Genomic DNA, 25,138 nt, shown 5'->3' with positions numbered 1-25,138 from the left:
CTGTTGGTTTCAGTTTAGGCGGCTAGCTTGCGGTGAAGCAAGCGGCGATGTTTTAGCGTCTTTTGTTTGATCCTTTCTCTTCGCTTGATGATGGCTGCGGCTCTACCGAAGTAGACGTCGGCAGGTGTGACGTTGTCGAGGCTCTCGTGATAGCGCTGATGGTTGTAATGCTCGACGAACGCTTTGATTTGGTTTTCTAGATCGCCTGGCAGGAAGTAGTTCTCCAGCAGAACACGGTTCTTGAGCGTCTGATGCCAGCGCTCGATCTTGCCTTGGGTCTGCGGATGGAAGGGCGCGCTTCGCACGTGATCCATCTTCTTGGCGCTGATGTAATCAGCCAGCTCTCCAGCGATGTAACAGGGACCGTTGTCCGATAGCAGGCGCGGCTTATGCAGCACATTGGCATGGCTACAGTCTGAAGCAGTAAGAGCCATATCGAGGGTCTCAGTGACGTCTTCGGCTCGCATGGTGGTGCACAGCTTCCAGCTGATGATGTAGCGCGAGTAATCATCGAGCACGGTGGAGAGGTACATCCAGCCCCACCCGATGATCTTGAAGTAGGTGAAGTCCGTCTGCCACATCTCGTTCGGTCGCATGGTTTGCGTGTGGAACTGGTCTGCCGCCTTGATCACCGTGTAAGCAGGACTGGTGATCAGATCATGAGCCCTCAGAAGTCGGTAAACGGTCGCTTCAGAGACGAAGTAGCGCTTCTCATCAGTGAAGCGCACCGCAAGTTCACGCGGACTGAGCTCGCTATGCTCCAGCGCCATATCAACGATCTGGTCCTGCACTTCGGGCGCAATGCGGTTCCATACCCTGCTTGGCGTTGAGGGACGATCCTTGAGCGCCTCAGGCCCGCCTTCTAGGTAGCGGTCATACCAGCGGTAGAAGGTCCGCCGCGCCACGCCGAGCTGATCCAGCGTGCGCTTGGCAGGCAGATGTGACTGCTCGACCAGCTTGATGATCTCCAGCTTCTCAGATGCAGGGTATCTCATGCGTCGTCTCCCCCAAGCCCGGTCATGCTTTTTTGAGCAACCGGTTCTCCAGGGTCAGATCAGCAACACACTCCTTCAGATCACGCGCCTCATTACGCAGATCCTTCACCTCATCCGTGGTCGCAGCACGGGCTGTATCGCCAGCAAGACGGCGTTTACCCGCTTCCATGAATTCCTTCGACCAGGTGTAATACAGGCTTTGCGCGATCCCTTCACGGCGGCACAGCTCAGCAATGCTATCATCGCCGCGCAGACCTTCCAATACGATCCTGATCTTGTCTTCGGCTGAGAAGTGCCGCCGCGTCCGACGGCGGATGTCCTTCACAACCTGCTCCGCAGGTTGCTTCGACTTCGACTTTTTGGTTCTCATCTTCGTTCCTTCGTCACTACGACGAGAACCAAAACTCTCCTAAACTTCAACCGCTAATCTGTGCCATAGGTGCTGACGGGGAACAGTCGCGCATCAGAAGAGCTAGGCGGAACTCGAGTCTCCAAACTGAACTAAGGATGCACCCCTCAGCGTTTACAAAATGTCACGCGGCTCACTCGTTGTAATCCGCGATCACCCGCCTAGCGCATTTAGAAGAACGATTGCGCATAAACGCTAATCCAGAGAATCCTGATAGTATTGCTGAGATCTCCTGTGCATTGTCGCAGCAAAGGAGATAGCGGTGGACCGCCTTCATGCAATGAACGTACTGGTCAAGGTTGCGGAGCTCGGCTCTTTTGCAGAGGCGTCCCGCCAACTTCATATAAGTCCCCCGGCAGCAACGCGGGCAGTGGGTTACCTTGAAGATCGAATTGGAGCGCGGCTTCTCAACCGCACTACGCGCGCGGTCAGACTGACCGAAGCGGGGGAGCGGTACTTTGAGGAGGCAAAGCGCCTAATTTGCGAGATTGAGGCTGCCGAAACCAATGCGGCGGGCATATTCGGTACCCCAACCGGCGATCTTACGATATCGGCGCCGGTCCTGTTTGGTCAGCTTTATGTGCGGCACTTGCTGACTGAATTCCTCGACCAGCATGATGCCGTCACTGCGAATTTGATTTTGAGCGATCGGATCACGAGCCTGGTTGAAGAGGATATCCATGCCGCTATCCGTATTGGGCATTTGCCCGATGCCAGCTATTCAGCAATCAAGGTTGGGACTGTTAGGCGTGTCATATGCGCGTCTCCCGCATATCTGGAAAAACATGGTGTGCCGATGACACCCCAGGACCTTACCAAGCACCGGATTATCGGCTTGTCCGGGGGAGTGGTGCAATAGAGTGGCGTTTTGGGAACGATGGAAACGACGCTGTCCAATTGCGTCCGCGCCTGCATTGTAACCTGAGCGAGGCTGCAATTGGTGCGGCACGTTCGGGTTGGGGGCTGACCAGAGTGCTTTCGTATCAGGTTGGCAAAGATCTGGTGGAGGGCAAGCTGAAGATCGTATTGGCCGACCATGAAGCGGATCTCTTGCCCGTGCATGTCGTGCATTCGGAGGGCAGGAACGCGTCAGCGAAGGTGCGGGCTTTTGTCGATCACGCCGTCTCTTCACTGCGCGCGAACAAGCTCTTCAATTAGGATCAGGGTCCTGTAGAAGCTGATCCCACGAGATTGGCGATAGCATCTAACATGACTCCGCGCGGCAGCTTACGACCCTGTGTGGACATTGAGCGAACGATCTCTTCTTGTTAAATGACGGGCGGCATAGCTGCTGCACTGGTAAGGAGTGGCAAAACCATAAGCCTGTTTGCGAGAGTGTGGATCAAACGAGCGGCAATCGCCTTGCTTGCATTGGGCGCTTTGCTCTTCGCCGCCTATTGGGGCGCGCTCTACTATCTCTCATACGTGATGAAGGATGCAGCGTCCTTCGAGCAAGAGATTGCAGCATTTGAAGCATCCGATGCTGAGGCGCCACCCTCGACCGGTGGGGTACTCTTTGTCGGCAGTAGTAGCATCCGCCTTTGGGATTCACTTGAACAGGACATGGCACCAATTGCCGTGTTGAACCGCGGTTTTGGCGGTTCGATGATCCATCACAGTTTGCACTATGCAGATCGGATCATCCTGAAATATGATCCATCGGCGATAGTCTATTACGGCGGGAGCAACGACATTGGAAATCTGGTTGCACCGCGCTCGCCCCAGCAAGTGTCGAGCGACTGGGCGGAGTTAGTCGCACTAATTCGTCAGAAGTTAGGAGACATTCCAATCTTCTACATATCCATCAAGCCAACCAAGCTTCGATCAGGTCAATGGGACAAGATGACGGAGGCAAATGCCATAATCTTCGAGCAATCTAGGTCAGACCCAAATTTACATTTTATCGATATTGCCAGCCATATGTTAGACGAAGCGGGCGAGCCCGACAGGCAGTACTTTATCTGGGACGGGCTTCACATGAATGACCGGGGCTACGCTTTATGGACTCGAGTAATTCGTCACGAACTAGCTGAGAAGTTGGACTGACTTTCGTAGGCTAATCTAACGAATACCGGAGAGTTGCAGATCGCTCCGTAACGTATGGCAGAATATCCGCTTTCACCCCCATTCTCAGACATCGCGCTTCGCGCTCATGCCGACGGGTCAGTCTGGATGCCACCGCCACCCAAGATCGTTCCACTGCGCGAAATGAAGCCTTTCCCAAGGGAAGGATTATCGCCGGGTCGGTCTGCATTTAACTCCTGAGTTATCCCAAACGGGAAATTTAATCAGGAGAATTCTAATGAAGAGCACTATTCAGGTTCTGGCGCTCGCCGCATTCGGTGTCACGGCGGTACCCACACAGGCGGAAACCTTCGATGGTCCCTATGTCGGTGCGAGCATCGGCTGGAACAGAGATGAAGTGGACCGCAGCCTTGAAAACATTATCATCGATCCAAATGCCAGCCAGGATTCTTTTGCGATCGAAGCCCATGCAGGCTACAATCACCGCATTGCTGACAAGTTCCTAATCGGAGCTGAGGCAAGCGTATATGCTTCGGCGGATGATGATTTTGTTGTCGCCAATAGCGGTGCCACGACGTCCATTAACCCACGCTACAGTTTCGATTTGGCTGCACGCGCTGGTTACCTCGCGACCGAAAAGACCCTTCTTTTTGTACGAGGCGGTTATACGAATGCAAGAGTGAGTATCGCCACCGCTACGGCTAACGGTGTCGTGCGTAACTCAGAGAATTTGGATGGCTGGACGATCGGCGGTGGCGTAGAGCGCGCGATCACCGACACCATCAGTGCCCGCCTGGAATATCGCTATTCTGATCTCGGCAACAATGGCGGCGGATTCGACCGGCACCAAACGCTGATCGGGGTCAGCTATAACTTCTGACTGGATACGCTGCCCGATCCATTGCAAGGTGATCGGGTCGGGCAGCATGTCTGAGCCTGGAGTTTTGGATCGGAGGGCACCATAGTTTTCAAGAGACAAGCCAAGATCATGAATCATGACGAGATCGAGACCATCCTCGGAGCCAGGCTGTTTGCTGAGCTGCGGCTTGCTTTGAATTCCGATTGCGATTGTATCAAAACGCTTGGCTCTCTGAAGGATGAAGCGCGCCAACGCGGGCTAACTGGCGCTGAGATCGATATTGCCTTGTCGAAAGGTAGCTTCGAAATGCGAGCGGAGTGGCTGATCGAGTTCGCCTGTGCGCTGCGTTCACAAGATGCTGGGCGAGCACAGGTATTACATGAGAAAGCGACTGCTCGCGGCGTTACCGAAGAGCTGCTCGACGCTACACAAACTCTGGTAGAGCTCGAATTGAGTGCAAAGCTGGGGTAGATAAGCAAGCCTCCAGCGCTGCTTTCCCTAAGGCTTGTAAGCCTTCCAGCCAGCCAGTCGTATCTGTTCGAGGCGTCCGACATGCTCAGCATATTCAGCGCGGTCTGCGACGTTGACTGTTTCGTTGGGATCGGATTTGCGGTCGTAGAGCTCGGTGGCAATGATGTCGTTCTCGCCAACGTGAACCCAGGCGACATAGTGATAATCGTCAGTGCGAACGCCGTAGCCCATCAGATCGTATCGTCCGTCTTCCCCTTCGCCGCGATTGGGATCCCGGTATTTGCGCGGATACTGATGAAACGCTGCGGTCTTCCAATCCCGGTCCGGTGACGAAAGCAAAGGAACGAAGCTCGTTCCCTCTAGCGAATTGGGGACTGCCTGATCGGTCAATTCGAGTAAGGTCGGATAGATGTCGACCGTCTCAACAATGGCCAGCGACCGGTCGCCTGCCGACTGCATTCCAGGCACGCGCACGATGAGCGGAATACGGACATCAATCTCGTAATTGGAATGCTTGTTATACTGGCCGTACTCGCCCAGTTTATATCCGTGATCGCCCCAGAAAACGACAATCGTATCCTCAGCGAGTTTCAACTCACTCAGCGTGTCGAGGATGTTGCCGACAAGAAAATCGATATAGCTGACGCATGCCATATAACCGTGGATCATCCGCCGGGTCAGCTCTTCGGGGAAGGGCTTGGACTTGTCTTGTGGAACGTTTGCGTAGTTGCGTGTCTCGCCCGATTTAGCGAGTGCGAAAACCGGTGCCCCATCCGGACGGGTCACCAGTTTCGGGATGTCAATGTCGGCAGGATCGTACAGGTCCCAATATTTCTTGGGCGCGTTGAATCCGAGATGAGGCCTGCGGAAGCCCATCATCATCAGGAATTTGTTGCCTGTATGCGCGAGCCGGTGAAGCTCTTGAATGGCGAACAGCGTGTTCTTGCCGTCGGCGTAGGCATAGTCGCCGATGTCAGGCGCTTCGAACGGCGGTGCGCGCCATTTGCCATAGCGATCCAGATTGCCTTCTTCACCCCATTTGAAGCCTTCGAGATACGCTTCAGGAGTGACGCTTTGTCTCATGCGCTTGGAGGTATCGTCACCATAAGAGTCGAACGGATCCTGCGTCCATCCATCGCTGACATCCCCGACATGATGGTAAATCTTCCCGATTGAAATACTCTCATATCCAGCTGCCTTGAAAGACCGGTTCATCGTGTGGCCGGTAGGAAGAATTTTCGATACGGGCGTTTGCAGCCCATAAATCCCCGTCGTGTCGGGGCGCAGGCCTGTCATCAAGTTGGCGCGCGAGGGCGCACAGATCGCCTGATGGACAAAGGCCTGATCGAATACCAGGCCAGTCGCCCCGAACGCATCGATATTTGGCGTTTGCACGAGCGGCGCGCCGTAAAGTCCAAGCATGGGGCGCAGATCATCGATAGACAGGAACAGGACATTGCGACCTTTGGCCGACTGGTCTTGCGCCATGGCTTTCAAACCTTTGGGGAGCATTCCGAGGCCAACAGCCGTCGCTGCGCTTCCAGCCAGCATCTTTCTTCTATCCATATGGCCCCTCCGTATTGATCAGTTTGATGTGTTTCTTGTCGCCGTCAGAACACGCGCCTGCGCGCTACCTGAAAACAGAACCTATCGCGTCAGACGTTGTGCGAGTTGGTAATCGTATAAGGATGGCGCAGTGATGATCTCGTCGTTCATCAACGCAACATAGGGTGTGGGGATGTACTCAAGCTCTAGCGGGCGATTGCCATGCATACCGATAATGCGGGCATCGGGACCTTCCGATCCGCCATAGATCGTTACAGCCTCACCGGGAGCCACGCCGCCTTCGACAAGTACCTTGAGATTCCACACCGTGTTGAAACGTCCGTGACCCGGCTGCCAGTATCCGGCACCACCGGCCAGAAACAGATCATACAGCGGTTTGCCATCCTTGGTTGTTTGATCCGGTACGGATTCTGACGGTCACATTGTCGTAAAGGTTCTGGTGATTGGCCCCAGCATGTTGATCGAGCGTTGGTTTGTTCCAGCCAATCGAGTTCTTGTAAACTGATCGCGTTGAACGGGTGTTGAAACTGAAGGTATGCTCGGTTGGATTGATGACCTGGAGCCCATCGACCAGCGCATTATGGACCTTGCCGATATGAACACTGTAGTGGGCGCGGTGCGTTCCATCTGTGACCACGTTCAGAATCGAGATGCTGGCTGTATCGTCCGTCATTATCCCGGCATCTGCATTGGTGATGTGAAGATTGCGCATCCAGCCATTATGCACGCCGGTGAAATATATGCCGTTATAGCCGGCTTCATTGTGGTGACCGAAAAACGGGTTTTCCGGGAACACCATCGCAAAATCTTGCAGGCCGACATCGCTCAGATGGTCCCACTGCGCAAAATATGCGGGTAACTGGTCATCAATGGCGTGCAGCAGCGGGTCTGCAATTACGATGCGGTTGCCGTTGATCTTCTCGATGCGCGTGGCCTGACGCACAAGCGGTTGATCCGGGGATTCCCAATGACGTGAACCAATTTTGAGGTCGGTCTCGCCATAAATCGATTTGATTAGCGGCCCGTCAGGTCCAGCCCGATTGTGCCAGTGAATCTGGAAAACATCGCCCACTTTCAGACTGGCTGCGTTGTCCACCACCAATTCGCGCTCAAATTGTTTGCCGCTGCGGATTGAGGTGACTTCGGTGATCTCGCGATCATAACTCTTGAGGTAAGAGACCGCTCTGTACCGTCAGGCGGGCGCACCCAGATGAAGCCGCCGCTCCAGCTATATTCGGAAAATAGGACATTCAAATTGGCATCGGGCTGCCGTTCGTATTTGTCATTTTCCTTCAAATACTCACGCAGCTCATCCAGAACGCCATTATCGTCCATCTGGTTGAGAGGGCGGGGCATATACAATTGTGTTCCACCCGGACCGCTCCCCATACCGGAAAGGACCATTTCGCCGCGATTGATCCAGAGGATTTCGGTCAGGAGATAGCGCCCGGCGTGCATCTGAACTCGCACTGGTCCATCAACATCACCCGCAGCAGCGAGGGCGGCTTTCAGCGCCACACTGTCATCTTTGCCGTCATCCGGCACAGCGCCAAAATCCGCGACGTCTATCACTGTGTCATAGTGAGGGATTTCGTCAGTGCCAAAGCCATAGCCTGCATATGAAAAATCCGGCATTTTGGCGATGTGCTTTGAGAGATCTTCGCCAATGTCGCCGGGTGCGTCTTTGGCAAGTGCGGGGGAGCCAAGAGTACCAACTCCCAAAGCACTGGTCAGCACCGCAGTGCAAGCCCGCTTGAGCAATGTTAGCACGCGACGTTTTCCTATCCGGTCTGAATATGGTCGCACTTGGATATCATCCCTCTCTATCCTGACTTCTCGCGCCCGAGTCATACCCGAACTGGTCAGTTTATCCCATCCAATGACCCGTCTTGTGCGCGTCTTTGACGAAGTAAGTCGTGATGGCTTGGCTCAAAATTCGCTTCATCTGTTGATTGCTCGAGTTCGTGGAAATTTCGCCTTGCCTTGATTTGTGACACCGGTTACCTAACGGGTCGTATCAAGTCAACCGCTGGCTAATGCTCGACGTTTGAGGCGGCCTGTTGCGTTGCTTGTTGAGGCGAGATGGGAAGCGCGATCTGGCTATGGTCTGACAACAGGAATTGCGACGGCAAATGACACGGTAATAGAGAACATCATTAGAATTGCGAAGTGTCGACGCAAACGGCACTTTACTGGCGAGCAGGAGAACCAGACGACATGAAAATAGCTTTGATCACAGAAAACAGCCAAGCCGCAAAAAACGGTATTATCAATGATGCGCTGACTTCGGTTGCTGAACCGCTGGGGCACCAGGTTTATAATTACGGCATGTATACCGCCGAAGACGAGGCTTCGCTCACTTATGTCATGAACGGGTTGCTGAGCGGAATTTTGTTGAATTCAAAAGCTGCCGATTTCGTCGTTACAGGTTGCGGCACAGGTATGGGATCAATGCTCGCGTGCAATTCCATGCCGGGGGTTTTCTGCGGCCTCGTGATTGACCCTACGGACGCCTTCTTATTTAGCCAGATCAACGCCGGCAACGCGATGTCGATGCCTTATGCCAAGGGCTTTGGCTGGGCGGCGGAGCTGAACCTTCAAGATTGCTATCGGAAGCTGTTCGAAAGCGAGCCTGGCCTTGGTTATCCAAAAGAACGGGCGGAAATTATGAAGGTCAACCGAGGAAAACTGGCTGATCTCAAGGCGGCGGCTAGCAAAGACATGCTGTCGGTCCTCAAAGACGTTGATCAGGATTTGCTCAGGGCGGCGATTGCTGGCGAGAAATTTGCGGAATTCTTCTATCCGAACTCACAAGATGAGGACATTAGCGCCTATCTTCGCGGGCTCTAGGTGCGCTGGTCTTGGCAATGAAATTCGGAGCATTTGATGAACAGCAATATGTTTGATCTTTCTGGCAAAGTGGCCGTGGTCACTGGTGCCAATACCGGCATAGGGCAGGGTATTGCAGTTGCTCTTGCTCAGGCGGGTGCGGACATCGCGCTGGTCACACGCAGCGATGCCGGTGAAACGGTTTCTCTGATCGAAGCGGTAGTACCGGCGCGCGATAACGATCGAAGCTGATTTGTCGACGATAGAGCCTTGTCAGCGAATTGTTGATGAGACTGTCGCCGGGTTCGACCGGCTCGACATTCTGGTCAACAATGCCGGTATCATTCGTCGCAATGACGCTCTGGAATTCTCGGAAGAGGATTGGGATGCTGTTGTCGATACCAATCTGAAAGTCTTGTTCTTCCTCAGCCAGGCGGCGGGCAAGCATATGGCCGCAAATGGCGGCGGCTCGGTCATAAACATCGCTTCGATGCTGACATTTCAGGGCGGAATTCGCGTCGCCAGCTACACTGCGTCCAAGAGCGGTGTGGGAGGCCTGACCAAACTGCTCGCCAATGAATGGGCGGCAAAGAACATCACCGTCAACGCGATCGCGCCCGGTTATATCGCAACGAACAATACTGCCGCCCTGCAGGCTGATGAAGCGCGCAATCGGCAGATATTGGAACGCATTCCTGCGGGCCGATGGGGCGCGCCTGCCGATCTGGGTGGGGCTGCGGTGTTTCTTGCCTCTGATGCCGCGCGATATGTGCAGGGTCATATTCTGGCGGTAGATGGGGGTTGGCTAGCCAGATAATGGGACCGCAAATCGCATGCTTCGGCGAGCTTTTGGTTCGAATGACGCCATCACGCGGACAAGCACTTCGCGATGCGGCCAGTTTGGATATCGATATCGGCGGGGCAGAAGCAAACGTTGCAGTGGCGCTCTCAAATCTCGGGTGTCGCGCGCATATGATTTCCGCCTTGCCGGATAATGATCTGGGCGAACTCGCGTCGAAGGCACTTCGCCGCGAGGATGTCGATGTTTCCGCCATTGCGATTGCTCCGGGCCGGATGGGGGCCTATTTCCTGACCCCGGTACCGATGCCGTTCGCGGCGGAGCTGCGCTTTATGATAGGGAAGGCAGTGCGTTTGCCCTGTTTGGCGATTACGATACCAACAAAGCGCTCCAAAACTGCTCACATCTGCACGTTTCGGGTATTTCTCTGGCGGTTAGCGAAATAGCCTGCGACGCCGCTCTGAGATTGGCAGCCGATGCTAAGGCAAGACGCATCACCGTATCATTCGATGGCAATTTCCGGCCTGCCTTATGGAAGCGGCAGGATCGCGATCCGCGGTCTGCCATCGCTGAGATGGTACGGATGGCTGATCTGTTTTTCGGCAATCACAAAGATATCGCGTTGCTGTTGGAGCGAGACTTTTCTGGCGATGGAAGCGAACGAAGGCGGGAGGCCGCACTCGCCGCGTTCGAAGCTTTTCCAAATCTTACCGCGATTGCCTCCACCGCGCGGCATGTTGAGCGGGGTAACTCGCATCGAATTGTCGGTCGTATCGATGCATTGAAGCAGGCGCATGAAAGCGCCGAACGAGAACTGAGTAACATCGTCGATCGCATCGGCACAGGGGATGCCTTTGCGGCGGGGGTGCTGCATCATTGGATCCATAAGCCGGACGAACTTGATGTCGCACTTGAGCAGGGAATGGCTTTGGCTGCGCTCAAACATTATACGCGAGGCGACTTTAATCGCGCCAGTCCCGCTGAACTGCTCGCATGCTTGGAAGGAGGCAGCGATGTTAGGCGTTAGAACAATGGCAACGGCAGTTTCAGTGCTTTTGACAGGCGTTGCCATCGAGCCTGCCAACGCTAGTACGGCTGCCACCGAGGTAAAATCTTTTTCCCCGTCTGAAGGTGACCCTGTTTGCCGCGGAGCGGGGGCTACGCGGCTGACTTCGGCGGGCGGCGCACCTTCCTTTGGCGTCCACAATGGCTGGAGGTGATCGCTCAAAATGACCGTCTAAGAGCAACCGCGATACGACGTGCGGAGACTGCGCTGGGACGTGGGCCTTACAGCGTCACTGAAAAGCCCTGGCAGCCGCCAGGCGCGAGTCCAAACGATTACGCATCGGTTGGCCCCTATTGGTGGCCTGACCCCGATAAGGCTGATGGTCTGCCCTATATCCGTCGCGATGGTCAGGAGAACCCTGACCGCAATGGTGAGAGGTTTGACAAAAACCGGCTGAGGAACCTGGGGCAGGATCTCAGATTATTGACTGTCGGGTATTACGTCAGCGGTGATGAACGCTTTGCGCAGCATGCAGCCTTGCTGATCCGAACATGGTTTATTGATCCGGCCACCCGGATGAACCCCAACATGAACTTTGCCCAAGGAATACCTGGCAAGGTCGAGGGGCGCGCCGAGGGCATTATCGAAGTATCCGATCTGTCTACGGCGATTGAGGCGATCGGGTTGCTCGGGACCTCTCCTGTTTTATCGATCGACGATCACGCTGCCCTTCAAAGCTGGTACACCGAATTCGTGACTTGGCTGGCGACGAGTGAAAACGGTGTTGCTGAAATGCGAAAGAAGAATAATCACGGCGTCTTCTTTGATTTCTATCTCGCGCACCTCGCGCTCTATGCCGATCTCGATCTGGTCACGCAGAACGTTATCGATAGCTTCATGACAAACCGCGTTGCCGTCCAGATGGACGAACAGGGGCGTTTTCCCGAGGAGTTGAGCAGGACGCGTAGCTGGCACTATTCCCATTACGTCGTGAACGGCTTTGCGAGGCTTGCGACCATCGGCGAATGCGTTGACAAGGATCTCTGGAACACAGCTTTGCCAGATGGGCGCGGGTTAGACCTGGCTCGCTCGTTTCTCATCCAGTATCACGAGGATCCCTCAACCTGGCCGTTCTTTGAACGAGACCTGGAGTTGAATAACCTCGATAAGATACAAGCAAGGATAGACCGATCAGAACTGATCTTTGCCAAAACAAGGGTGCAGGATCAGCCTATCGTGCTGCCTTGACTGAGAAATAGCCGGCACCCCGCAGGATTGGCATCGCTCCGGCGGAGTCCGTTACTGCAAAGAGTTTGGTTCTGCATCCTGTTCGACGTAATCGGCTGATACATCGATAACTCCACCGGTTATTGATACGCTGATTGATCCAATGCCGTCGAATTTGCAGCATGCCGTCGAACCGACGCGAATTTGATGGACACCGGTTATCGCGCCCGATGAAATCCATTGTCCGGCCCTAGGGGCGAGGTCGCGACTGCGCAGATTATTGATCAGAAACTTCGCCGCACCAAAGGGGCCATCCAACATGGTGCGGGTTGTCGCAGTACCGACCGCTTTCCCGTCGATAAGTGTAGTTACAGAGATATCATCGAGCGATCCCCATAGCTCCGGTTCAACGACGCGACCCAACGCTATCCCGGCGTTGTTTCCGTGGTCGGAAATTGTCACGCACGGTCCGCCGTCATTGATGCCCTTGAAGGGGGATGAAGCGACTTCGATACCGATCCTTATCTCATCGATAAAATCATGGACGGAGGCGTTATCATCCAGGGTAGGCGGTATCCGATCCGCGATCTTGAGCATGAATTCGGCTTCGACTGCTATGAAGCCAGCTGCAAAAGCGCGCATCTCAATCGGATCGCCGTGGCAATATCGAGCCGTACCTTCGAAAACCGGGCCTACCAATCTATTGGCCCCCAGCCGAATGTCGTCAGGTGAATTGATCCGCCCGACCTTCCAGCCGATGATCCCCCTGTCCGCAAGCTCGAGGGCAGCATTCTGTATTGCGTAGGCTTCATCCAGGCTCTGTGGTTGAGGCCCTGGAAATTCGTTTATAGCCGACATGGTTACGCGCGCATTTACAAAGGCTTGCGCGACATTCCGGATGGACTGTCTGTCCATATTTTTTCTGCCTTTCCGCTTTCAGCGAGTAAAAAGATACCGGTGTCATAGCCAATATGCTTGGCTGCGCAAGTCGGTTGTTGTGGTAGCTCGCTTTGACGAGCTCGCATGTAAACGCTACTCGGCCCAGCTTGATGGGTTAGGGGTAGCCGACACTATGTCTCAAACAAAACAGACCGTCGCCTGATGGGAACGTCGGATAGAAAGCCTACGATTAATGATGTTGCGCGCGCGGCTGGCGTGTCGAAGAAAACTGTCAGCAGGGTCATCAACCGATCTCCATTGCTGAAGTCCAACACGCGTGAAAAAGTCGAAACGATCATCCGTGAACTGGGCTACGTACCCAACCCTCAGGCCCGCGCCTTGGCATTGCGCAGAAATTTTCTGATAGGGATCCTTCACGACAATCCGAATGCGCAGATGCTACTCAATTTTCAGGAAGGCGTGCTCGATGCGATCCGGGATACCGAGTTTTCGCTAGTCGTGCGGCCAGTGGATCGGCAATCTCCTGATATTCTGTGCGATGTTCGAAGCTTTCTCGAGCGACAGCGCCCGCATGGGGTTTTGATACTTCCACCGATTTCAGAAGACGATTCTCTGGCTGAACTATGTCGCGATTTCGGGTGTGAATATGTGCGTATGGGTTCCGCTCCTTTGGATGAGAGTGCCCATTTGGTAGAATCTAACGATGGGGAAGTCGTTGAACAGGCCGTCAGTTACCTGATTTCAATGGGACATAAACGCATCGGCCTTATTGCGGGGCCTCGTGGTTTTAGATCGGCCCGCGAACGACGTGAAGGTTTTCTGCGGGCGATGATCAAAAGCGACATGGATTGCCCGGAAGAATTGATTTCGCAGGGGGACTACACCTTTTCGAGCGGGCTATCGGCTGCCGAAAAACTCCTGGATTTGGCAAACCGTCCGACCGCGATCTTTTCGAGCAATGACGAGATGGCCGCCGGCGCCCTGCATGCGGCCTGCCAAAGGGGCTGGTCGTTCCCGACGATCTCTCGCTTATCGGTTTTGACGATACGTCGATCGCCGCGCATATCTGGCCGCCGCTAACGACAGTCCGCTGGCCTATCATTGCCATGGCCAGAGCGTACCGCACTCAAATTGATCCATCCGGAGCGCGCTAATGATCAGCCGTCACGCTTCCTTTCGGAAATCGTCAAGCGCTCGTCCGTGGCAGCGCCGCGCCTTTAACAGAGGCTGACCAAACATCCATCACCGCTCAATCGCCATTCGGAATGGCACGACCGGAATGCCGACTGCGTCATAGAGATTGACGATTGGCGATGCCTGCCACGCATAACGGACTTCGGTTATGGCGGAGGCCGCAATCCCTTCGCCAGAGATACGAATTGTCCCACCTTCAATTGTGCTATCGGTAAATCGGCATTCGTCCTTGGTACACAATTCAAATCCAATCGGACGATTGCCACCCATTACCCGCAAGGGCAGGGCAGCATCGGTTTTGAATGTGACGACAATATCTGTCCCGTCTGGCCGCGCTGCCAAAGGTTCAACCGGCGCGCTGATTTCTCCTCCATAAGCCACCCGAATGGCCTCCCGAGCCATACGGTTCCCCAGTTCGAGCTTGTGTGTGGGGTGAATGTCATCAACCGTTCCGAGGTCTATCGACACCGCGAGCCCGGACCGGGTATCGTCCGCAACCGCAAGCCGCTGAACCTCCCGCATACGCGCCCAGCGATGGTCGCTTGGTTCGTCTTTCAATGCTCCGAAGCCAGGCAATTGAACGACCACGAAGGGCAGGTCTGGCATGCCAAAGTGATCGCGCCAGTCATCTCTCCAGATTGGGAACAGGTCCGCATAGGCCGAGTATTCCGAGGCATTCGATTCGCCCTGATACCAAGCAACGCCTTTAAGCTGCATTCCCTCAAGTGGTGCGATCATCGCATTGTAAAGGACGGACATGCCGCGCGGCGTGGCCCAAGGGACGAAAGGCGGCTTCGAAGACCAGTCTCTTGATGCCGCGCCGACCCGGTACTTCCAAGAACCCGCCAGCGACATGGTGCGATCGCCATACTCCAACCTCAATGCATCTGCCGGTCCAGCCAATCCGCCCGACCCCTTGTGGTCAACAACCCTTATGGCGATCCGGTTACTGCCTTGTTTCAAGATGCCCGCCGGGATCGCATATGCGCGATTCTGGGCACTGATCGACGTGGTGCCGACCTTTGTTCCGTTTATCCAAACAGTGTCGCGTTCATCGACGCGCCCAAGATACAGAATGGCATCGCCGCCTAACTCGCGTTCTGTGTCGATCTCAAAGATTCGACGATACCATAGTGTGCCGCTGAAAGAGGCAAGTTCCTTAATTCCCTTGCGCTCCCAATATCCGGGCAGCTGCATCGATAACCATTGCGCATCATCGTATTCGGTACCGTGGCCCAACCGCCATGTTCGCCGGGATCGACACTCTTTGCCCACTCCTCGGTCGCCGCATCAATGTTGCTTGTGGCTGATTTGGGCGAGGTGGCGTATTGCTGAAGAAGCGCGATGTCAGCATCATGATTTCCCATGGCGGCCATCGTTTCGATGGACGACCAATCCTCCAGCGAAGACCCGCCGCGAGACGCCTGTATTAAGCCTATGGGCGCCCCGGTTCTACGGGTCAGTTCGAGGCCCATGTGCCAACAGGCAGACGAGAAGCCCGGAAGATTTTCTGCCGTCGCCTGTCCCCAGGGTATGGAGCTAGCGAATGTTGTCCCCGGATTGGCGGAACTTGCCTGGGCAATCTGCATGATACGCACGGGGTCGTCGCCGATTGAACGGAGCACGTTTCTGCTGTTCGCGGCCCTCTCAATCGGGAGATCCATGTTGGACTGTCCCGAGCAAAGCCACAAATCGCCAAACAGAATATCACTCGCTGTTACCTCGCGGTCGGACTCGGAACGAACGGCAAGCGAGATATTGGTCGCCGCCTTCTGAGGCGGCAACACCGTTTTCCATCGACCATTCTGATCGACCGTTGCTTCGGCTCGAAATGGTGCATCGCCCTCCAGACCATCTACTTTGAGGGTTATCATTTCACCCGGCTGACCAAAGCCAGCAATCGCGACCTCCGCGCCGCGCTGAAGAACGCTATGATCAGCGATATAGGGCGCAAGAAGTGGGCGAGCGCCGTCTTCTTGCGCGCTAGCTTGAAAGCTCACACTCGATACAAGCAGTGCTGTAAAGGCGGAATGGAAACAAAGGCTTCGCGTAATATTCATGCTCTTTCCTCTCCCTCGGCGCCCATTGCGCTAGCCTGAGCAGCTTGCACTTTGCACCAACTGCCCCTGGGTAACATCGCAATGACACCGGTGTAAACCGCTATTGACACCGGTGCCATTTTGCTGTTTCTAGTAATTGAACCGTAACCGCGGTCGAAAATTCACATGGGGAGAGTGTCATGAACACATGGAGTGTGCGCACGGCGTTATTATTGGCGTCCGTTTCTACTGCAACATTGGGTATATCGAGTGTAGCGCATGCGCAGGATGCGGCTCAAGAAGGCAATGTAGAAGTTGACGAGGGTGCTCCAGCGAGTGATCCGAATACGATCGTCGTGACAGGTATTCGTCAGTCGTTGTCCGAGGCACTGAACCGTAAGCGCGATGATCCACGAATCATTGATTCGATCGTAGCTGAAGACATCGGCAAACTTCCGGATGAAAACATTGCCGAAGCTCTTCGGCGGCTGACCGGCGTTGCGATTGATTCGGAATTTGGCGTTGGCAGCGGCGTTTCCATTCGCGGCCTTTCTCAGAACCGGGTTGAAGTCAACGGTACGGACCACTCTTGGCGACACCGGTACGTCAGGGCGTGAATTTCGAAGACTTTCCTTCTGATCTTGTCGAGGCGATTGATGTTATCAAATCACCGCTTCCAAAAATGATCGAAGGCGCGCTTGGTGGCACCGTTAACCTGCGGACCAAGCGTCCTCTAGCGCTTACCAAGCCTGCGCTAAGCGCCCGTGTGGAGGGTGAGTATAATGACCTGGCCGATGACCTGGGTTACCGCGCAAGCGGACAGGTTGGTAAGAATTGGGATACCGATGCCGGTCAGTTCGGGGTTCTGCTCAATCTCTCCTGGGAAGATCGCACCTTACGGGCGGACTCAACCCGCGAACGACTGCGGGTTAGGGAGGTCGATGGCGAAAATGTGGTCTGGGCTGAGGATGCGTCCATCCGCTCAAGAAATCTGGATCGTGAACGTTTCGGCGCGAATCTTTCGCTGCAATGGGCTCCGGTATCGGACGTCGGCAACCTTTATTTTGATGTGGCCTACACCGATTTCTCGCAGGAAGAGACCAGCTTTGGTTTCTTCACGTCGGATAGCGGGATCGATGTAAATCGGTACCGTTCGAGGTTCTGAGCGACCCTGCCAATTTTGCCAGCCCCTTTGTTAATCGTAATGTGACGTTCCGTTCATTCTCGTCGGTTTCACCGCGTAAGACAGAAACCTGGTCCGGTGCGTTTGGCGGCGAGTTTGACATTAGCCCGATGTGGTCAGTCGCCGCTGAGGTCGCTTATGCAGATTCCAACAGCACGCGTCCGAACCAAAGCGTTCAGGCAGCTTTTGTAAATCCAAACGATCTGCAAGGCGGCGGTCGCGCTGGCGCGCCCGAAGAAATTCGCTTTAACACTATGTTCAATTTCAACGGTATCGGGCAGCTGCCCGACTTTGTTCCGATTCCGGGCGAGTTCACATCAGACACCGGATCAGCGACGCTGAGTCTCGACGACAGCTTCGTCAACTTCCTTGATCCCACATTGTACGTGCTGCGCAACTTCCGCGACCGTGTGACCAATACGAACAATGATGAATTCGCTGCTCGCGTGGATGTGACGTATGAGAATGTGAGCGATCACTGGCCTCGGTTTATCACTTCGGTTGATATTGGCGGTCGATACACGGATCGTTCGAACTCATTCCGTGACTTCAACACAAATATTGCCAATTTGCATCGCGATTTGCTCGATGCAAACGGCGATCCGATCTTTTTCGATTTCAACGCATTGGCAGCGCTCGGCTTTGGTTTTACCGAGGTGCCATATACGATTTTCCCAGGTTCAAACGCTAACTATATTACCAATAACTGGCTGGGATTTGATACCGATCTGTTCAGTGCTGGCGGGATCGATGCAACGCGGGCGCGATTCAATGACTTTGCCGAGGGGCAGGGGTTAACGCGCCGCAACGGGACGCCTATTTCTATCCCCCAATTTCCGGATATCGTTCAGAGTTCGGTCACCGATGCGCAGGAAGAAACCCTGGCTGGTTACATCCAGGCAAATCTTGAGGCTGACATCTTCGGTATTCCCATGCAAGGTGTTGCCGGGGCGCGTGTTGTTAGAACGAAAGTCGATGTCGACGGTTTCGGCACTGACGAGAACGGTGATATCATTCCGCGTTCGGGGGATTCGGAATATACCGACGTTCTTCCAAGCGTGAACTTGAAGTTCGCACCATCGGAAGATGTGCTGGTACGCTTCAGTTACGGCAAGGTTTTGCGCCGGCCTGACTTCTCTGATCTGTCACCGGGTCTTACGTGCTCTGCGAACTTTTCTCGCTGTGATATCGGCAACACCGAGTTGGAGCCGTTCCGGGCAACGCAATATGACGTGTCTGCGGAGTGGTATTTTGCCGAAGATGCGCTCCTGAACGTCGCTCTGTTCTACAAAGATGTGGATGCCTTTTTCCAGAACACTATTTTGTGCTTGAATGAGCCAAACATCATCGGTGTGCTGGATAACAATCGCGGTATTCTCTCCACGGTCGCTTGTCGTCTTGATGGCACACTTGATCCGATCAAAGTGCTTGATGATGGTGATGCGGTCGTTCCGTTTACACCTCTGGGTGAACTCGGTTTACAGTCCAACAGCGTGGCCAATGGCGAGTCAGGTAAAATCAAGGGCATTGAGTTGGGTCTTCAAACGCCGCTCGGGGTGATCACCAGTGCACTTGATGGTTTCGGCATTGTGCTGAATTACACTCTGGCCGACAGCGAAGATCCCAACGGGTCGCCTCTGGAAGACATTTCGCGCCACACATATAATGCGACCGCATATTATGAGAAGGGACCGTTTAGTGCCCGCGCGGCTTACACCTATCGCACGCGCTTTCTCGAGCGAACAGGTGAGGGGCGGGTTTCGCTGATTGGTGAAGATTTGGGCAATGCCGATGATCCAACGCGAGGCAATAGTTTCCGTGAGCCGATCAAGCAGCTCGATCTGTCGATGTCTTACGACATCACAAGGGCGGTCAGCGTCAACCTGAGTGCGGTGAACGTGACGGATGAAAAAGAAGTGTTCACATCGGCTCTTCGTCAACAATACGCAATTGGGCAGACAGGGCGCCGCTTCACCTTCGGGCTTCGCGGGCGGTTCTAAGCGAACGGGTAGGCTCGGGGCTTTCAAGACAATCCGATGCGGAAAGACTTTGGAAGCTCCGGGCGTTCGACCACCATTTCTGAAACCTCTTGAAGGATGTGCTTCTTTTGAGAAGGCACAGCCACCCTTGTCAGTCAGGATGTGAAAGCCAAAGACCGGTAAGATGAGATGCAGGTGAGGCAAGCAGGCATGTCGACGCAGCGTAGGGACCTCCTCGCTTATGCTCACAACAGCGGCTAAATGCTGATGGCGAATGATGGGAATGATCTTGGCTCTTTTCGTATGATAAATATCTCTCGCCGGGTGATGATAGGCAGTTCGCTGGCCATGCTTGCCGCATGCAATGCCCGTTTCTCCAGTCTGTTCACCGCGACGGACACGCACGTGCTCAGCTATCCAACAGTGCAGGCGGTCATTCGCTTTGGCGAGACATTGAGTGAGCGGACCGATGGCCGGCTCGGCTTGAAAATGTATGCTGGCGGCCAGCTTGGCAATGAGCGTGATACACTGGAGATCACAAGTTTTGGCGGACTTGATTTCAATCGGGTCAACCTGGCACCACTCAATTCGATAGAGCCGCTCACACGGGTTGCCGCGCTGCCATTCCTGTTCGAATCCACCGAGCATATGCGCACCAGCCTGGATGGTGATATAGGTGAGGAAATTCTCGCATCGCTTGAGCCACACGGGCTGATCGGGCTGTGTTTCTACGATTCTGGTGCGCGGTCATTCTACAACACACGCGGGCCGATCCAGACACCTGAAGATATGGCTGGTCTGAAGCTGCGCGTGCCGGGCTCAGATCTCTATGTTGCAATGATCAAATCGCTCAGCGCGGATGCCACGCCAATGCCGCTGGACGAGGTCTATCAATCGCTGGCGCAGGGCGTAATCGATGGGGCGGAGAACAATTGGCCGTCGTTTGAGAGTGGCAAGCATTTCGAAGTCGCGCGCTATTACAGCCTCACGAGGCATCTGCTAGCGCCCGAAGTCTTCGTGATGTCCAAGATTAGCTGGGACAAACTGAGCGCCGAAGATCAAGCGTTGGTTCGGCAGGCGGCCAAGGAATCCGTCCCATATATGCGCCGGTTATGGGACGCGCAGGTCGCGAAAAGCATGGAGATCGTGCTCGCTTCAGGCGTTGAAGTGAACGAGGTCGATCCGGCTCCCTTTACCGAAAAAATGATGGGCATGTGGGGTGAATTCGTCGAGACGCCGCGTCAGCAAGAGCTGGTCGATCGTATTCTGTCGCTGCGCAAGGGGACGGAATGATGCTCAAGGTTTCCAACTTTCTGGTTAAGATTGGGGCTGCCGGGCTTGTGCTGACGACGGCGATCATCGGATGGCAGGTTTTTGGCCGGTTTGTGCTTAATGCAAGCCCATCCTGGTCAGAACAGGCGGCCTTGATCCTGATGATCTGGTACGTGTTCTTTGCCGCAGCAGCAGGTGTATATGAAGGGTTTCACATTCGCATTGCGCTGCTGGAAAGCCAGCTGTCGGATCGCAGTACGCGCTCTTTGCGTCGGTTAATCCACCTACTGGTGGCGGTCGCCGGGGTGATCTTACTTTTCTATGGCGCGCAGCTAGCCTGGCTGGTGCGCGATCATATTGTGCCTGGCCTCGGCATAAGCCGTGGTTTCGCATATATTCCGATCCCTTTGTGCGGCTTGCTGATCGCGGTTTTCGCGACAGGACATCTGCTCAACGAAAGCAAAGCGGCACCACGTGATGGCGCGCCAGAAAGCGAGGAAGTCTGATGGAAATCCTCGTTCTCTTCGGCGTATTGTTACTCTTACTGATACTGGGAGTTCCAGTCGCGTTTGCTCTGTTTGGGGCCGCGCTCGCAACTTTCATGGTGATCGACATACCGCTGGTTGTCGCCGTGCAACGGATGGCAGCTGGGATCAGTGTATTCACCTTGATGGCGATCCCGTTTTTCATTTTTGCTGGTGACCTCATGTACCGCTCAGGAATTGCTGATCGGCTTGTTCGGGTAGCTGATGCTGCTCTGGGCCGGGTTCGCGGCGGGTTGGGCCTCGTTGATGTGGGCGCGTCAATGATGTTTGGAGCCGTTTCGGGTTCGGCCATCGCCAGCGCCTCTGCGATAGGCTCTACCATGGTGCCGCTGATGGAAGAGAAGGGCTATCCTAAAGACTATGCAGTCAATGTGACCGTCACGGCAGCGGTGGTCGGCCTGCTCATCCCACCATCCCACAACATGATTATCTATTCGGCGGCATCCGGAATTGGGGTGTCGATTGGCGACCTGTTTCTGGCTGGTATCGTCCCGGGGGTTCTCACTGGCGCGATGCTTATGGTGACCGCTTGGTTGGTGGCGCGCAGGCGCGGGCTGCCAAAAGGGCACTTCCCAGGATGGCGTGCATTCTTCTTCGCGTTTATCTACGCGATCCCCGGTCTAATGACCGGCGTGATTATCATGGGCGGTATTCTGAGCGGCTTTTTCACCCCGACCGAGAGTTCGGCTATCGCGGTGATTTACACGGCGCTCGTTGGCACTTTTGTCTATCGCAGCCTGGGCTGGAAAGGTTTTCTCGAGGCCGCACAAAAATCGGTCCGGACTGCCTCTATGGTGCTTTTCGTTATTGCCGCGGCGACAGCGTTTGGTTTTGCACTCGCACTGCTCGAAGTGCCTGCCGCGCTGGCGAGCTTGATCGGCCTGATGACTGACAATCCAATCCTGACTCTGATCATTATCAACATCATGCTGCTGCTGCTTGGCACATTCATGGATATGGCGCCGCTGATTGTGATCACGACCCCAATCTTCTTGCCGGTAGCGATGGCGACCGGCGTTGATCCGGTGCATTTCGGAATCATTCTGATGCTCAATCTCGGCATCGGTCTGGTCACACCACCGGTTGGCTCGGTGCTATTTGTCGGTTCAGCTGTCGGCAAGATCGCGATTTCTGCCATGGTCCGCACGATCTGGCCTTTCTACCTCACATTGCTGGTGGCGCTGGCGATAATCACCTTTGTGCCAGCGCTTTCTCTAAACCTGCCAAATGCGTTTTAGATTTGCGGCGAGGGAAGCGAATTTGATTCCGTGCGAAGCCAGTGCCGGTGGAAGCACCATTCTGGCCGTTCTAATTGATCAACATTGTCTAGTTGGTAGGTCTAAAGATCCGAAACTAGACGCGAAAAGAAGGGGCAAGTCATGGCCGTCGATAGCGAAACGCCAGAAACGGAAACCAGCGTTGCCGAAGGAGTTTATTGGCGTGAGAATATCCGCCTGCTTGTCACACTGATGGTGATCTGGTTTGCTTGCTCTTTCGGCGCGGGCATTCTGTTTCGCGATTTCCTCGATCAGTTCAGCATTGGCGGGTATCCGCTCGGCTTCTGGTTTGCGCAGCAAGGCTCGATCTACATCTTCATCGCGCTGATCTTCGTCTACGTCGTGCGAATGCGTCAGATTGAGCGCAAATACGATCTCGACGATTGAGCCGGGGCTGACACATGGAAACGCAGACCCTGATCTACCTCTTCGTCGGCGCGAGCTTTGCGCTTTATATCGGCATCGCACTGTGGAGCCGCGCGGGTTCGACCAAGGAATTCTATGTCGCGGGGGAGGGGTAAACCCGGTCGTCAACGGCATGGCCACCGCCGCCGACTGGATGAGCGCGGCGAGCTTTATCTCAATGGCAGGGCTGATCGCATTCCTTGGCTATGACGCATCGGTGTATCTGATGGGCTGGACTGGTGGTTATGTGCTGCTGGCCCTGTTGCTCGCACCGTACCTGCGCAAGTTTGGGCAGTTCACAGTCCCTGATTTCATCGGCACGCGTTATTATTCTAAGGCCGCGCGCGTGGTCGCAGTGATCTGCCTGATCTTCATCAGCTTCACATATATTGCCGGGCAGATGCGCGGGGTCGGGATCGTGTTCTCACGCTTCCTCGACGTGTCAATCTATTGGGGTGTGATCATCGGCATGGGGATCGTGTTTATCTACGCTGTGCTCGGCGGGATGAAGGGCATCACTTACACGCAGGTTGCGCAATATTGCGTGCTGATCTTCGCTTACATGGTCCCTGCCTTCTTCATCAGTTTCATGCTCACTGGCACTCCGATCCCGCAGATCGGACTGGGATCGGAGGTAAATGACGGGTCTGGGTTGTACGTCTTGCAAAAGCTTGATCTCGTGCTCGTTGATCTGGGGTTCGGAGCCTATACCGAAGGCTCCAAAAGTATGATCGACGTGTTCTGCATCACCATGGCGCTGATGGTTGGTACGGCGGGCCTGCCGCATGTAATTGTGCGCTTCTTCACGGTCCCCAAAGCGTCCGATGCGCGCAAATCGGCTGGCTGGGCTCTGGTGTTTATTGCCTTGCTCTATACCACGGCTCCGGCAGTCGGCGCATTCGCTATGTTGAACTTCGTCGATAAGGTCGATGATACTGAATACAGTCAGGCGGAGGGTTGGTTCACCAATTGGGAGAGCAACGACCTGATCGCGTGGCAGGACAAGAACGGCGACGGCGTGATGCAATACCGCGCCGGCGATCCGTTTGCTGGAAAGCCCGAATTCACCGGTGAAACAGGTGCATCGGGCGAGCGGTTGGTTTCCAATGCGCCCAATGCTGACAACATCAACGAAGTTTACGTCGACCGTGACATCATGGTTCTCGCCAACCCAGAGATTGCTGCGCTACCCGGCTGGGTCATCGCGTTGATGGCAGCAGGAGGATTGGCGGCGGCGCTATCGACGGCTGCGGGTTTGCTGCTGGTAATCTCAAGCTCAGTCAGTCACGATCTGCTGAAATCAACCTTCGTCCCGAACATTTCCGCCAAGAGTGAATTGCTGGCCGCGCGTGTTGCCGCAACGGCGGCGATTGTGGTTGCGGGCTATCTCGGGATCTATCCGCCCGGCTGGGTCGCGCAGGTTGTCGCCTTTGCCTTTGGCCTTGCTGCATCGAGCCTGTTTCCGGCGATCTTCATGGGGATTTTCTTCAAGGCGATGAACAAGGAAGGCGCCATCGCGGGGATGGTCTCCGGTCTGGTCTTCACTTTCGGCTACATCGCCTATTTCAAGCTGGTGAACCCGGCGGCGAACGTCGCTGACAACTGGCTGTTTGGCATCTCGCCCGAGGGGATTGGCGTGATCGGAATGCTGATCAATTTCGGCGTGGCGATTGTCGTGGCGAGTATGACCGCAAAGACCCCGCCCGAAATCCGCACACTGGTCGATTCCATCCGTGTACCGCGTGGTGCGGGCGATGCGCAGGTGCATTGATGCAACATGAGGTCATGCACCACATGCCTCTCCGAAATACGCCGCCAAACTTGGAGTCGACGCAAAAATCGTGCACCTCACTTGCGCTTTTGCGTGCGCCTTGTCCGGCGGTATGTCCGAGCGGCTATGACCGGTCGGAACGTCTGTGCGAAAAGCGCTAGAAAGCATAATGCCTGTGCCCAGACGGCTAGCGGTCCAGATATCACTACGAACGCAACGATCGCGAAGAAGCCCAGTATCAGCCACCCAATGACATATTGTGTGAGCCAGACATGGTCGTTTGACAGGCATTCGTAGCATGTAGAAGTTTGAAGAGTACGCCTTCGATCGGTCATGATCAAATTCCTTCGTCCGGTGTTGCTCAGACAATTGACTTGTCCTGCCACG

At 54.8% G+C, this 25,138-nt stretch carries 25 protein-coding genes and 2 pseudogenes; 19 read left to right on the top strand and 8 right to left on the bottom strand.

The genetic code is table 11. The features are described 5' to 3' along the window. Window positions 1–14: 14 nt before the first annotated feature. A protein-coding gene (locus tag ACZ1GM_RS10915; protein WP_472676197.1) for an IS3 family transposase occupies window positions 15–1,365 on the bottom strand; the annotation gives its coding sequence in 2 pieces (ribosomal slippage) (window positions 15–1,029 and window positions 1,028–1,365; 1,353 coding nt in all). A 301-nt stretch (window positions 1,366–1,666) separates the two neighbouring features. Between ACZ1GM_RS10915 and ACZ1GM_RS10910 the strand changes: the two genes are divergently transcribed. The 5 genes from ACZ1GM_RS10910 (at window position 1,667) to ACZ1GM_RS10890 (ending at window position 4,759) form a co-directional block, all read left to right on the top strand. Continuing rightward, window positions 1,667–2,263 (top strand): LysR family transcriptional regulator, encoded by a 597-nt coding sequence (locus tag ACZ1GM_RS10910; protein ID WP_472676485.1) that lies wholly within the window; start codon window positions 1,667–1,669, stop codon window positions 2,261–2,263. Further along, window positions 2,161–2,562, top strand: coding sequence for a LysR substrate-binding domain-containing protein (locus tag ACZ1GM_RS10905; RefSeq protein WP_472676484.1), 402 nt, complete (start codon window positions 2,161–2,163; stop codon window positions 2,560–2,562). The genes ACZ1GM_RS10910 and ACZ1GM_RS10905 overlap by 103 nt, the downstream gene beginning before the upstream one ends. A gap of 114 nt (window positions 2,563–2,676) precedes the next feature. Next, window positions 2,677–3,450: a GDSL-type esterase/lipase family protein gene (locus ACZ1GM_RS10900; RefSeq protein WP_472676483.1), complete on the top strand. Its 774-nt coding sequence runs from the start codon at window positions 2,677–2,679 to the stop codon at window positions 3,448–3,450. A gap of 256 nt (window positions 3,451–3,706) precedes the next feature. Next, on the top strand, window positions 3,707–4,309 hold the full coding sequence (locus ACZ1GM_RS10895) for an outer membrane protein (protein WP_472676482.1): 603 nt from the start codon (window positions 3,707–3,709) through the stop codon (window positions 4,307–4,309). Between the two features lie 108 nt (window positions 4,310–4,417). Continuing rightward, on the top strand, window positions 4,418–4,759 hold the full coding sequence (locus tag ACZ1GM_RS10890; protein WP_472676481.1) for a hypothetical protein: 342 nt from the start codon (window positions 4,418–4,420) through the stop codon (window positions 4,757–4,759). Between the two features lie 27 nt (window positions 4,760–4,786). On the opposite strand, the gene ACZ1GM_RS10885 is transcribed toward ACZ1GM_RS10890, so the two are convergent. From ACZ1GM_RS10885 to ACZ1GM_RS10870, 4 genes are all read right to left on the bottom strand, one after another. Further along, window positions 4,787–6,325 carry a sulfatase gene (locus tag ACZ1GM_RS10885; RefSeq protein WP_472676480.1) on the bottom strand — a complete coding sequence of 513 codons (1,539 nt, stop codon included), beginning with the start codon at window positions 6,323–6,325 and terminating at the stop codon, window positions 4,787–4,789. An 81-nt stretch (window positions 6,326–6,406) separates the two neighbouring features. Further along, the gene (locus tag ACZ1GM_RS10880; RefSeq protein WP_472676479.1) at window positions 6,407–6,631 is read right to left on the bottom strand and encodes a hypothetical protein; all 225 of its coding nucleotides are present in this window, start codon (window positions 6,629–6,631) and stop codon (window positions 6,407–6,409) included. Between the two features lie 58 nt (window positions 6,632–6,689). Continuing rightward, on the bottom strand, window positions 6,690–7,424 hold the full coding sequence (locus tag ACZ1GM_RS10875) for a hypothetical protein (protein WP_472676478.1): 735 nt from the start codon (window positions 7,422–7,424) through the stop codon (window positions 6,690–6,692). Beyond that, on the bottom strand, window positions 7,400–8,095 hold the full coding sequence (locus ACZ1GM_RS10870) for a hypothetical protein (protein WP_472676477.1): 696 nt from the start codon (window positions 8,093–8,095) through the stop codon (window positions 7,400–7,402). The genes ACZ1GM_RS10875 and ACZ1GM_RS10870 overlap by 25 nt, the downstream gene beginning before the upstream one ends. Before the next feature lie 447 nt (window positions 8,096–8,542). On the opposite strand from ACZ1GM_RS10870, the gene ACZ1GM_RS10865 reads away from it, so the two are divergent. The 5 genes and pseudogenes from ACZ1GM_RS10865 (at window position 8,543) to ACZ1GM_RS10845 (ending at window position 12,207) form a co-directional block, all read left to right on the top strand. Then, on the top strand, window positions 8,543–9,175 hold the full coding sequence (locus tag ACZ1GM_RS10865) for an RpiB/LacA/LacB family sugar-phosphate isomerase (protein WP_472676476.1): 633 nt from the start codon (window positions 8,543–8,545) through the stop codon (window positions 9,173–9,175). Window positions 9,176–9,211: 36 nt separating this feature from the next. Beyond that, window positions 9,212–9,971, top strand: a pseudogene (gene kduD / locus ACZ1GM_RS10860) (2-dehydro-3-deoxy-D-gluconate 5-dehydrogenase KduD). After that, entirely contained in the window at window positions 9,971–10,399 is a 429-nt protein-coding gene (locus ACZ1GM_RS10855) for a PfkB family carbohydrate kinase (RefSeq protein ID WP_472676475.1), read from the top strand. Before kduD ends, ACZ1GM_RS10855 begins: the two are co-directional and overlap by 1 nt. Next, complete coding sequence (locus ACZ1GM_RS10850) at window positions 10,312–10,980, top strand: PfkB family carbohydrate kinase (RefSeq protein ID WP_472678550.1); 669 nt, start codon at window positions 10,312–10,314, stop codon at window positions 10,978–10,980. Before ACZ1GM_RS10855 ends, ACZ1GM_RS10850 begins: the two co-directional genes overlap by 88 nt. 114 nt (window positions 10,981–11,094) lie before the next feature. Continuing rightward, entirely contained in the window at window positions 11,095–12,207 is a 1,113-nt protein-coding gene (locus tag ACZ1GM_RS10845; RefSeq protein ID WP_472676474.1) for an alginate lyase family protein, read from the top strand. Window positions 12,208–12,258: 51 nt separating this feature from the next. Here the strand turns inward: ACZ1GM_RS10845 and ACZ1GM_RS10840 are convergent, their stop codons facing one another. Next, on the bottom strand, window positions 12,259–13,101 hold the full coding sequence (locus ACZ1GM_RS10840) for a 2-keto-4-pentenoate hydratase (protein WP_472676473.1): 843 nt from the start codon (window positions 13,099–13,101) through the stop codon (window positions 12,259–12,261). 186 nt (window positions 13,102–13,287) lie between these two features. Between ACZ1GM_RS10840 and ACZ1GM_RS10835 the strand changes: the two are divergent. Further along, a pseudogene (locus tag ACZ1GM_RS10835) lies at window positions 13,288–14,240 on the top strand (LacI family DNA-binding transcriptional regulator). Between the two features lie 88 nt (window positions 14,241–14,328). On the opposite strand, the gene ACZ1GM_RS10830 reads toward ACZ1GM_RS10835, so the two are convergent. Further along, a complete protein-coding gene (locus tag ACZ1GM_RS10830; protein WP_472676472.1) occupies window positions 14,329–15,477 on the bottom strand; it encodes a sialate O-acetylesterase in 1,149 nt (382 codons plus the stop codon). Continuing rightward, complete coding sequence (locus ACZ1GM_RS10825) at window positions 15,369–16,340, bottom strand: hypothetical protein (RefSeq protein WP_472676471.1); 972 nt, start codon at window positions 16,338–16,340, stop codon at window positions 15,369–15,371. The genes ACZ1GM_RS10830 and ACZ1GM_RS10825 overlap by 109 nt, the downstream gene beginning before the upstream one ends. 179 nt (window positions 16,341–16,519) lie before the next feature. On the opposite strand from ACZ1GM_RS10825, the gene ACZ1GM_RS10820 reads away from it, so the two are divergent. From ACZ1GM_RS10820 to ACZ1GM_RS10785, 8 genes are all read left to right on the top strand, one after another. Next, a complete protein-coding gene (locus ACZ1GM_RS10820) occupies window positions 16,520–16,936 on the top strand; it encodes a TonB-dependent receptor plug domain-containing protein (protein ID WP_472676470.1) in 417 nt (138 codons plus the stop codon). Then, window positions 16,909–17,484, top strand: coding sequence for a hypothetical protein (locus tag ACZ1GM_RS10815; RefSeq protein WP_472676469.1), 576 nt, complete (start codon window positions 16,909–16,911; stop codon window positions 17,482–17,484). Before ACZ1GM_RS10820 ends, ACZ1GM_RS10815 begins: the two co-directional genes overlap by 28 nt. Before the next feature lie 41 nt (window positions 17,485–17,525). Next, the gene (locus ACZ1GM_RS10810) at window positions 17,526–19,502 is read left to right on the top strand and encodes a TonB-dependent receptor (RefSeq protein WP_472676468.1); all 1,977 of its coding nucleotides are present in this window, start codon (window positions 17,526–17,528) and stop codon (window positions 19,500–19,502) included. A gap of 240 nt (window positions 19,503–19,742) precedes the next feature. Next, the gene (locus tag ACZ1GM_RS10805; RefSeq protein WP_472676467.1) at window positions 19,743–20,774 is read left to right on the top strand and encodes a TRAP transporter substrate-binding protein; all 1,032 of its coding nucleotides are present in this window, start codon (window positions 19,743–19,745) and stop codon (window positions 20,772–20,774) included. Further along, entirely contained in the window at window positions 20,771–21,259 is a 489-nt protein-coding gene (locus tag ACZ1GM_RS10800; RefSeq protein WP_472676466.1) for a TRAP transporter small permease, read from the top strand. The genes ACZ1GM_RS10805 and ACZ1GM_RS10800 overlap by 4 nt, the downstream gene beginning before the upstream one ends. Next, window positions 21,259–22,536, top strand: a complete 1,278-nt coding sequence (locus ACZ1GM_RS10795) for a TRAP transporter large permease (RefSeq protein ID WP_472676465.1) — start codon at window positions 21,259–21,261, stop codon at window positions 22,534–22,536. The genes ACZ1GM_RS10800 and ACZ1GM_RS10795 overlap by 1 nt, the downstream gene beginning before the upstream one ends. Window positions 22,537–22,677: 141 nt before the next feature. Then, window positions 22,678–22,962 (top strand): DUF4212 domain-containing protein, encoded by a 285-nt coding sequence (locus ACZ1GM_RS10790; RefSeq protein ID WP_472676464.1) that lies wholly within the window; start codon window positions 22,678–22,680, stop codon window positions 22,960–22,962. Window positions 22,963–23,113: 151 nt separating this feature from the next. Further along, complete coding sequence (locus ACZ1GM_RS10785; RefSeq protein WP_472676463.1) at window positions 23,114–24,751, top strand: sodium:solute symporter family protein; 1,638 nt, start codon at window positions 23,114–23,116, stop codon at window positions 24,749–24,751. Window positions 24,752–25,138 lie beyond the last annotated feature (387 nt).

Source organism: Qipengyuania sp. JB2-7, assembly GCF_055693485.1.
Note: the sequence above shows the minus strand (reverse complement) of the source record. Positions and strands in the feature narration are given on the sequence as shown.

Excerpts from the sequence above, each read along its gene's own strand:
- ACZ1GM_RS10825 (WP_472676471.1), bottom strand. The coding sequence starts at position 16,340 with ATGAATATTACGCGAAGCCTTTGTTTCCATTCCGCCTTTACAGCACTG.
- ACZ1GM_RS10855 (WP_472676475.1), top strand. The coding sequence starts at position 9,971 with ATGGGACCGCAAATCGCATGCTTCGGCGAGCTTTTGGTTCGAATGACG.
- ACZ1GM_RS10865 (WP_472676476.1), top strand. The coding sequence starts at position 8,543 with ATGAAAATAGCTTTGATCACAGAAAACAGCCAAGCCGCAAAAAACGGT.
- ACZ1GM_RS10900 (WP_472676483.1), top strand. The coding sequence starts at position 2,677 with ATGACGGGCGGCATAGCTGCTGCACTGGTAAGGAGTGGCAAAACCATA.
- ACZ1GM_RS10890 (WP_472676481.1), top strand. The coding sequence starts at position 4,418 with ATGAATCATGACGAGATCGAGACCATCCTCGGAGCCAGGCTGTTTGCT.
- ACZ1GM_RS10805 (WP_472676467.1), top strand. The coding sequence starts at position 19,743 with ATGCTGATGGCGAATGATGGGAATGATCTTGGCTCTTTTCGTATGATA.
- ACZ1GM_RS10820 (WP_472676470.1), top strand. The coding sequence starts at position 16,520 with ATGAACACATGGAGTGTGCGCACGGCGTTATTATTGGCGTCCGTTTCT.
- ACZ1GM_RS10830 (WP_472676472.1), bottom strand. The coding sequence starts at position 15,477 with ATGCAGCTGCCCGGATATTGGGAGCGCAAGGGAATTAAGGAACTTGCC.
- ACZ1GM_RS10790 (WP_472676464.1), top strand. The coding sequence starts at position 22,678 with ATGGCCGTCGATAGCGAAACGCCAGAAACGGAAACCAGCGTTGCCGAA.
- ACZ1GM_RS10895 (WP_472676482.1), top strand. The coding sequence starts at position 3,707 with ATGAAGAGCACTATTCAGGTTCTGGCGCTCGCCGCATTCGGTGTCACG.
- ACZ1GM_RS10785 (WP_472676463.1), top strand. The coding sequence starts at position 23,114 with ATGGCCACCGCCGCCGACTGGATGAGCGCGGCGAGCTTTATCTCAATG.
- ACZ1GM_RS10885 (WP_472676480.1), bottom strand. The coding sequence starts at position 6,325 with ATGGATAGAAGAAAGATGCTGGCTGGAAGCGCAGCGACGGCTGTTGGC.
- ACZ1GM_RS10800 (WP_472676466.1), top strand. The coding sequence starts at position 20,771 with ATGATGCTCAAGGTTTCCAACTTTCTGGTTAAGATTGGGGCTGCCGGG.
- ACZ1GM_RS10795 (WP_472676465.1), top strand. The coding sequence starts at position 21,259 with ATGGAAATCCTCGTTCTCTTCGGCGTATTGTTACTCTTACTGATACTG.
- ACZ1GM_RS10905 (WP_472676484.1), top strand. The coding sequence starts at position 2,161 with ATGCGCGTCTCCCGCATATCTGGAAAAACATGGTGTGCCGATGACACC.
- ACZ1GM_RS10840 (WP_472676473.1), bottom strand. The coding sequence starts at position 13,101 with ATGGACAGACAGTCCATCCGGAATGTCGCGCAAGCCTTTGTAAATGCG.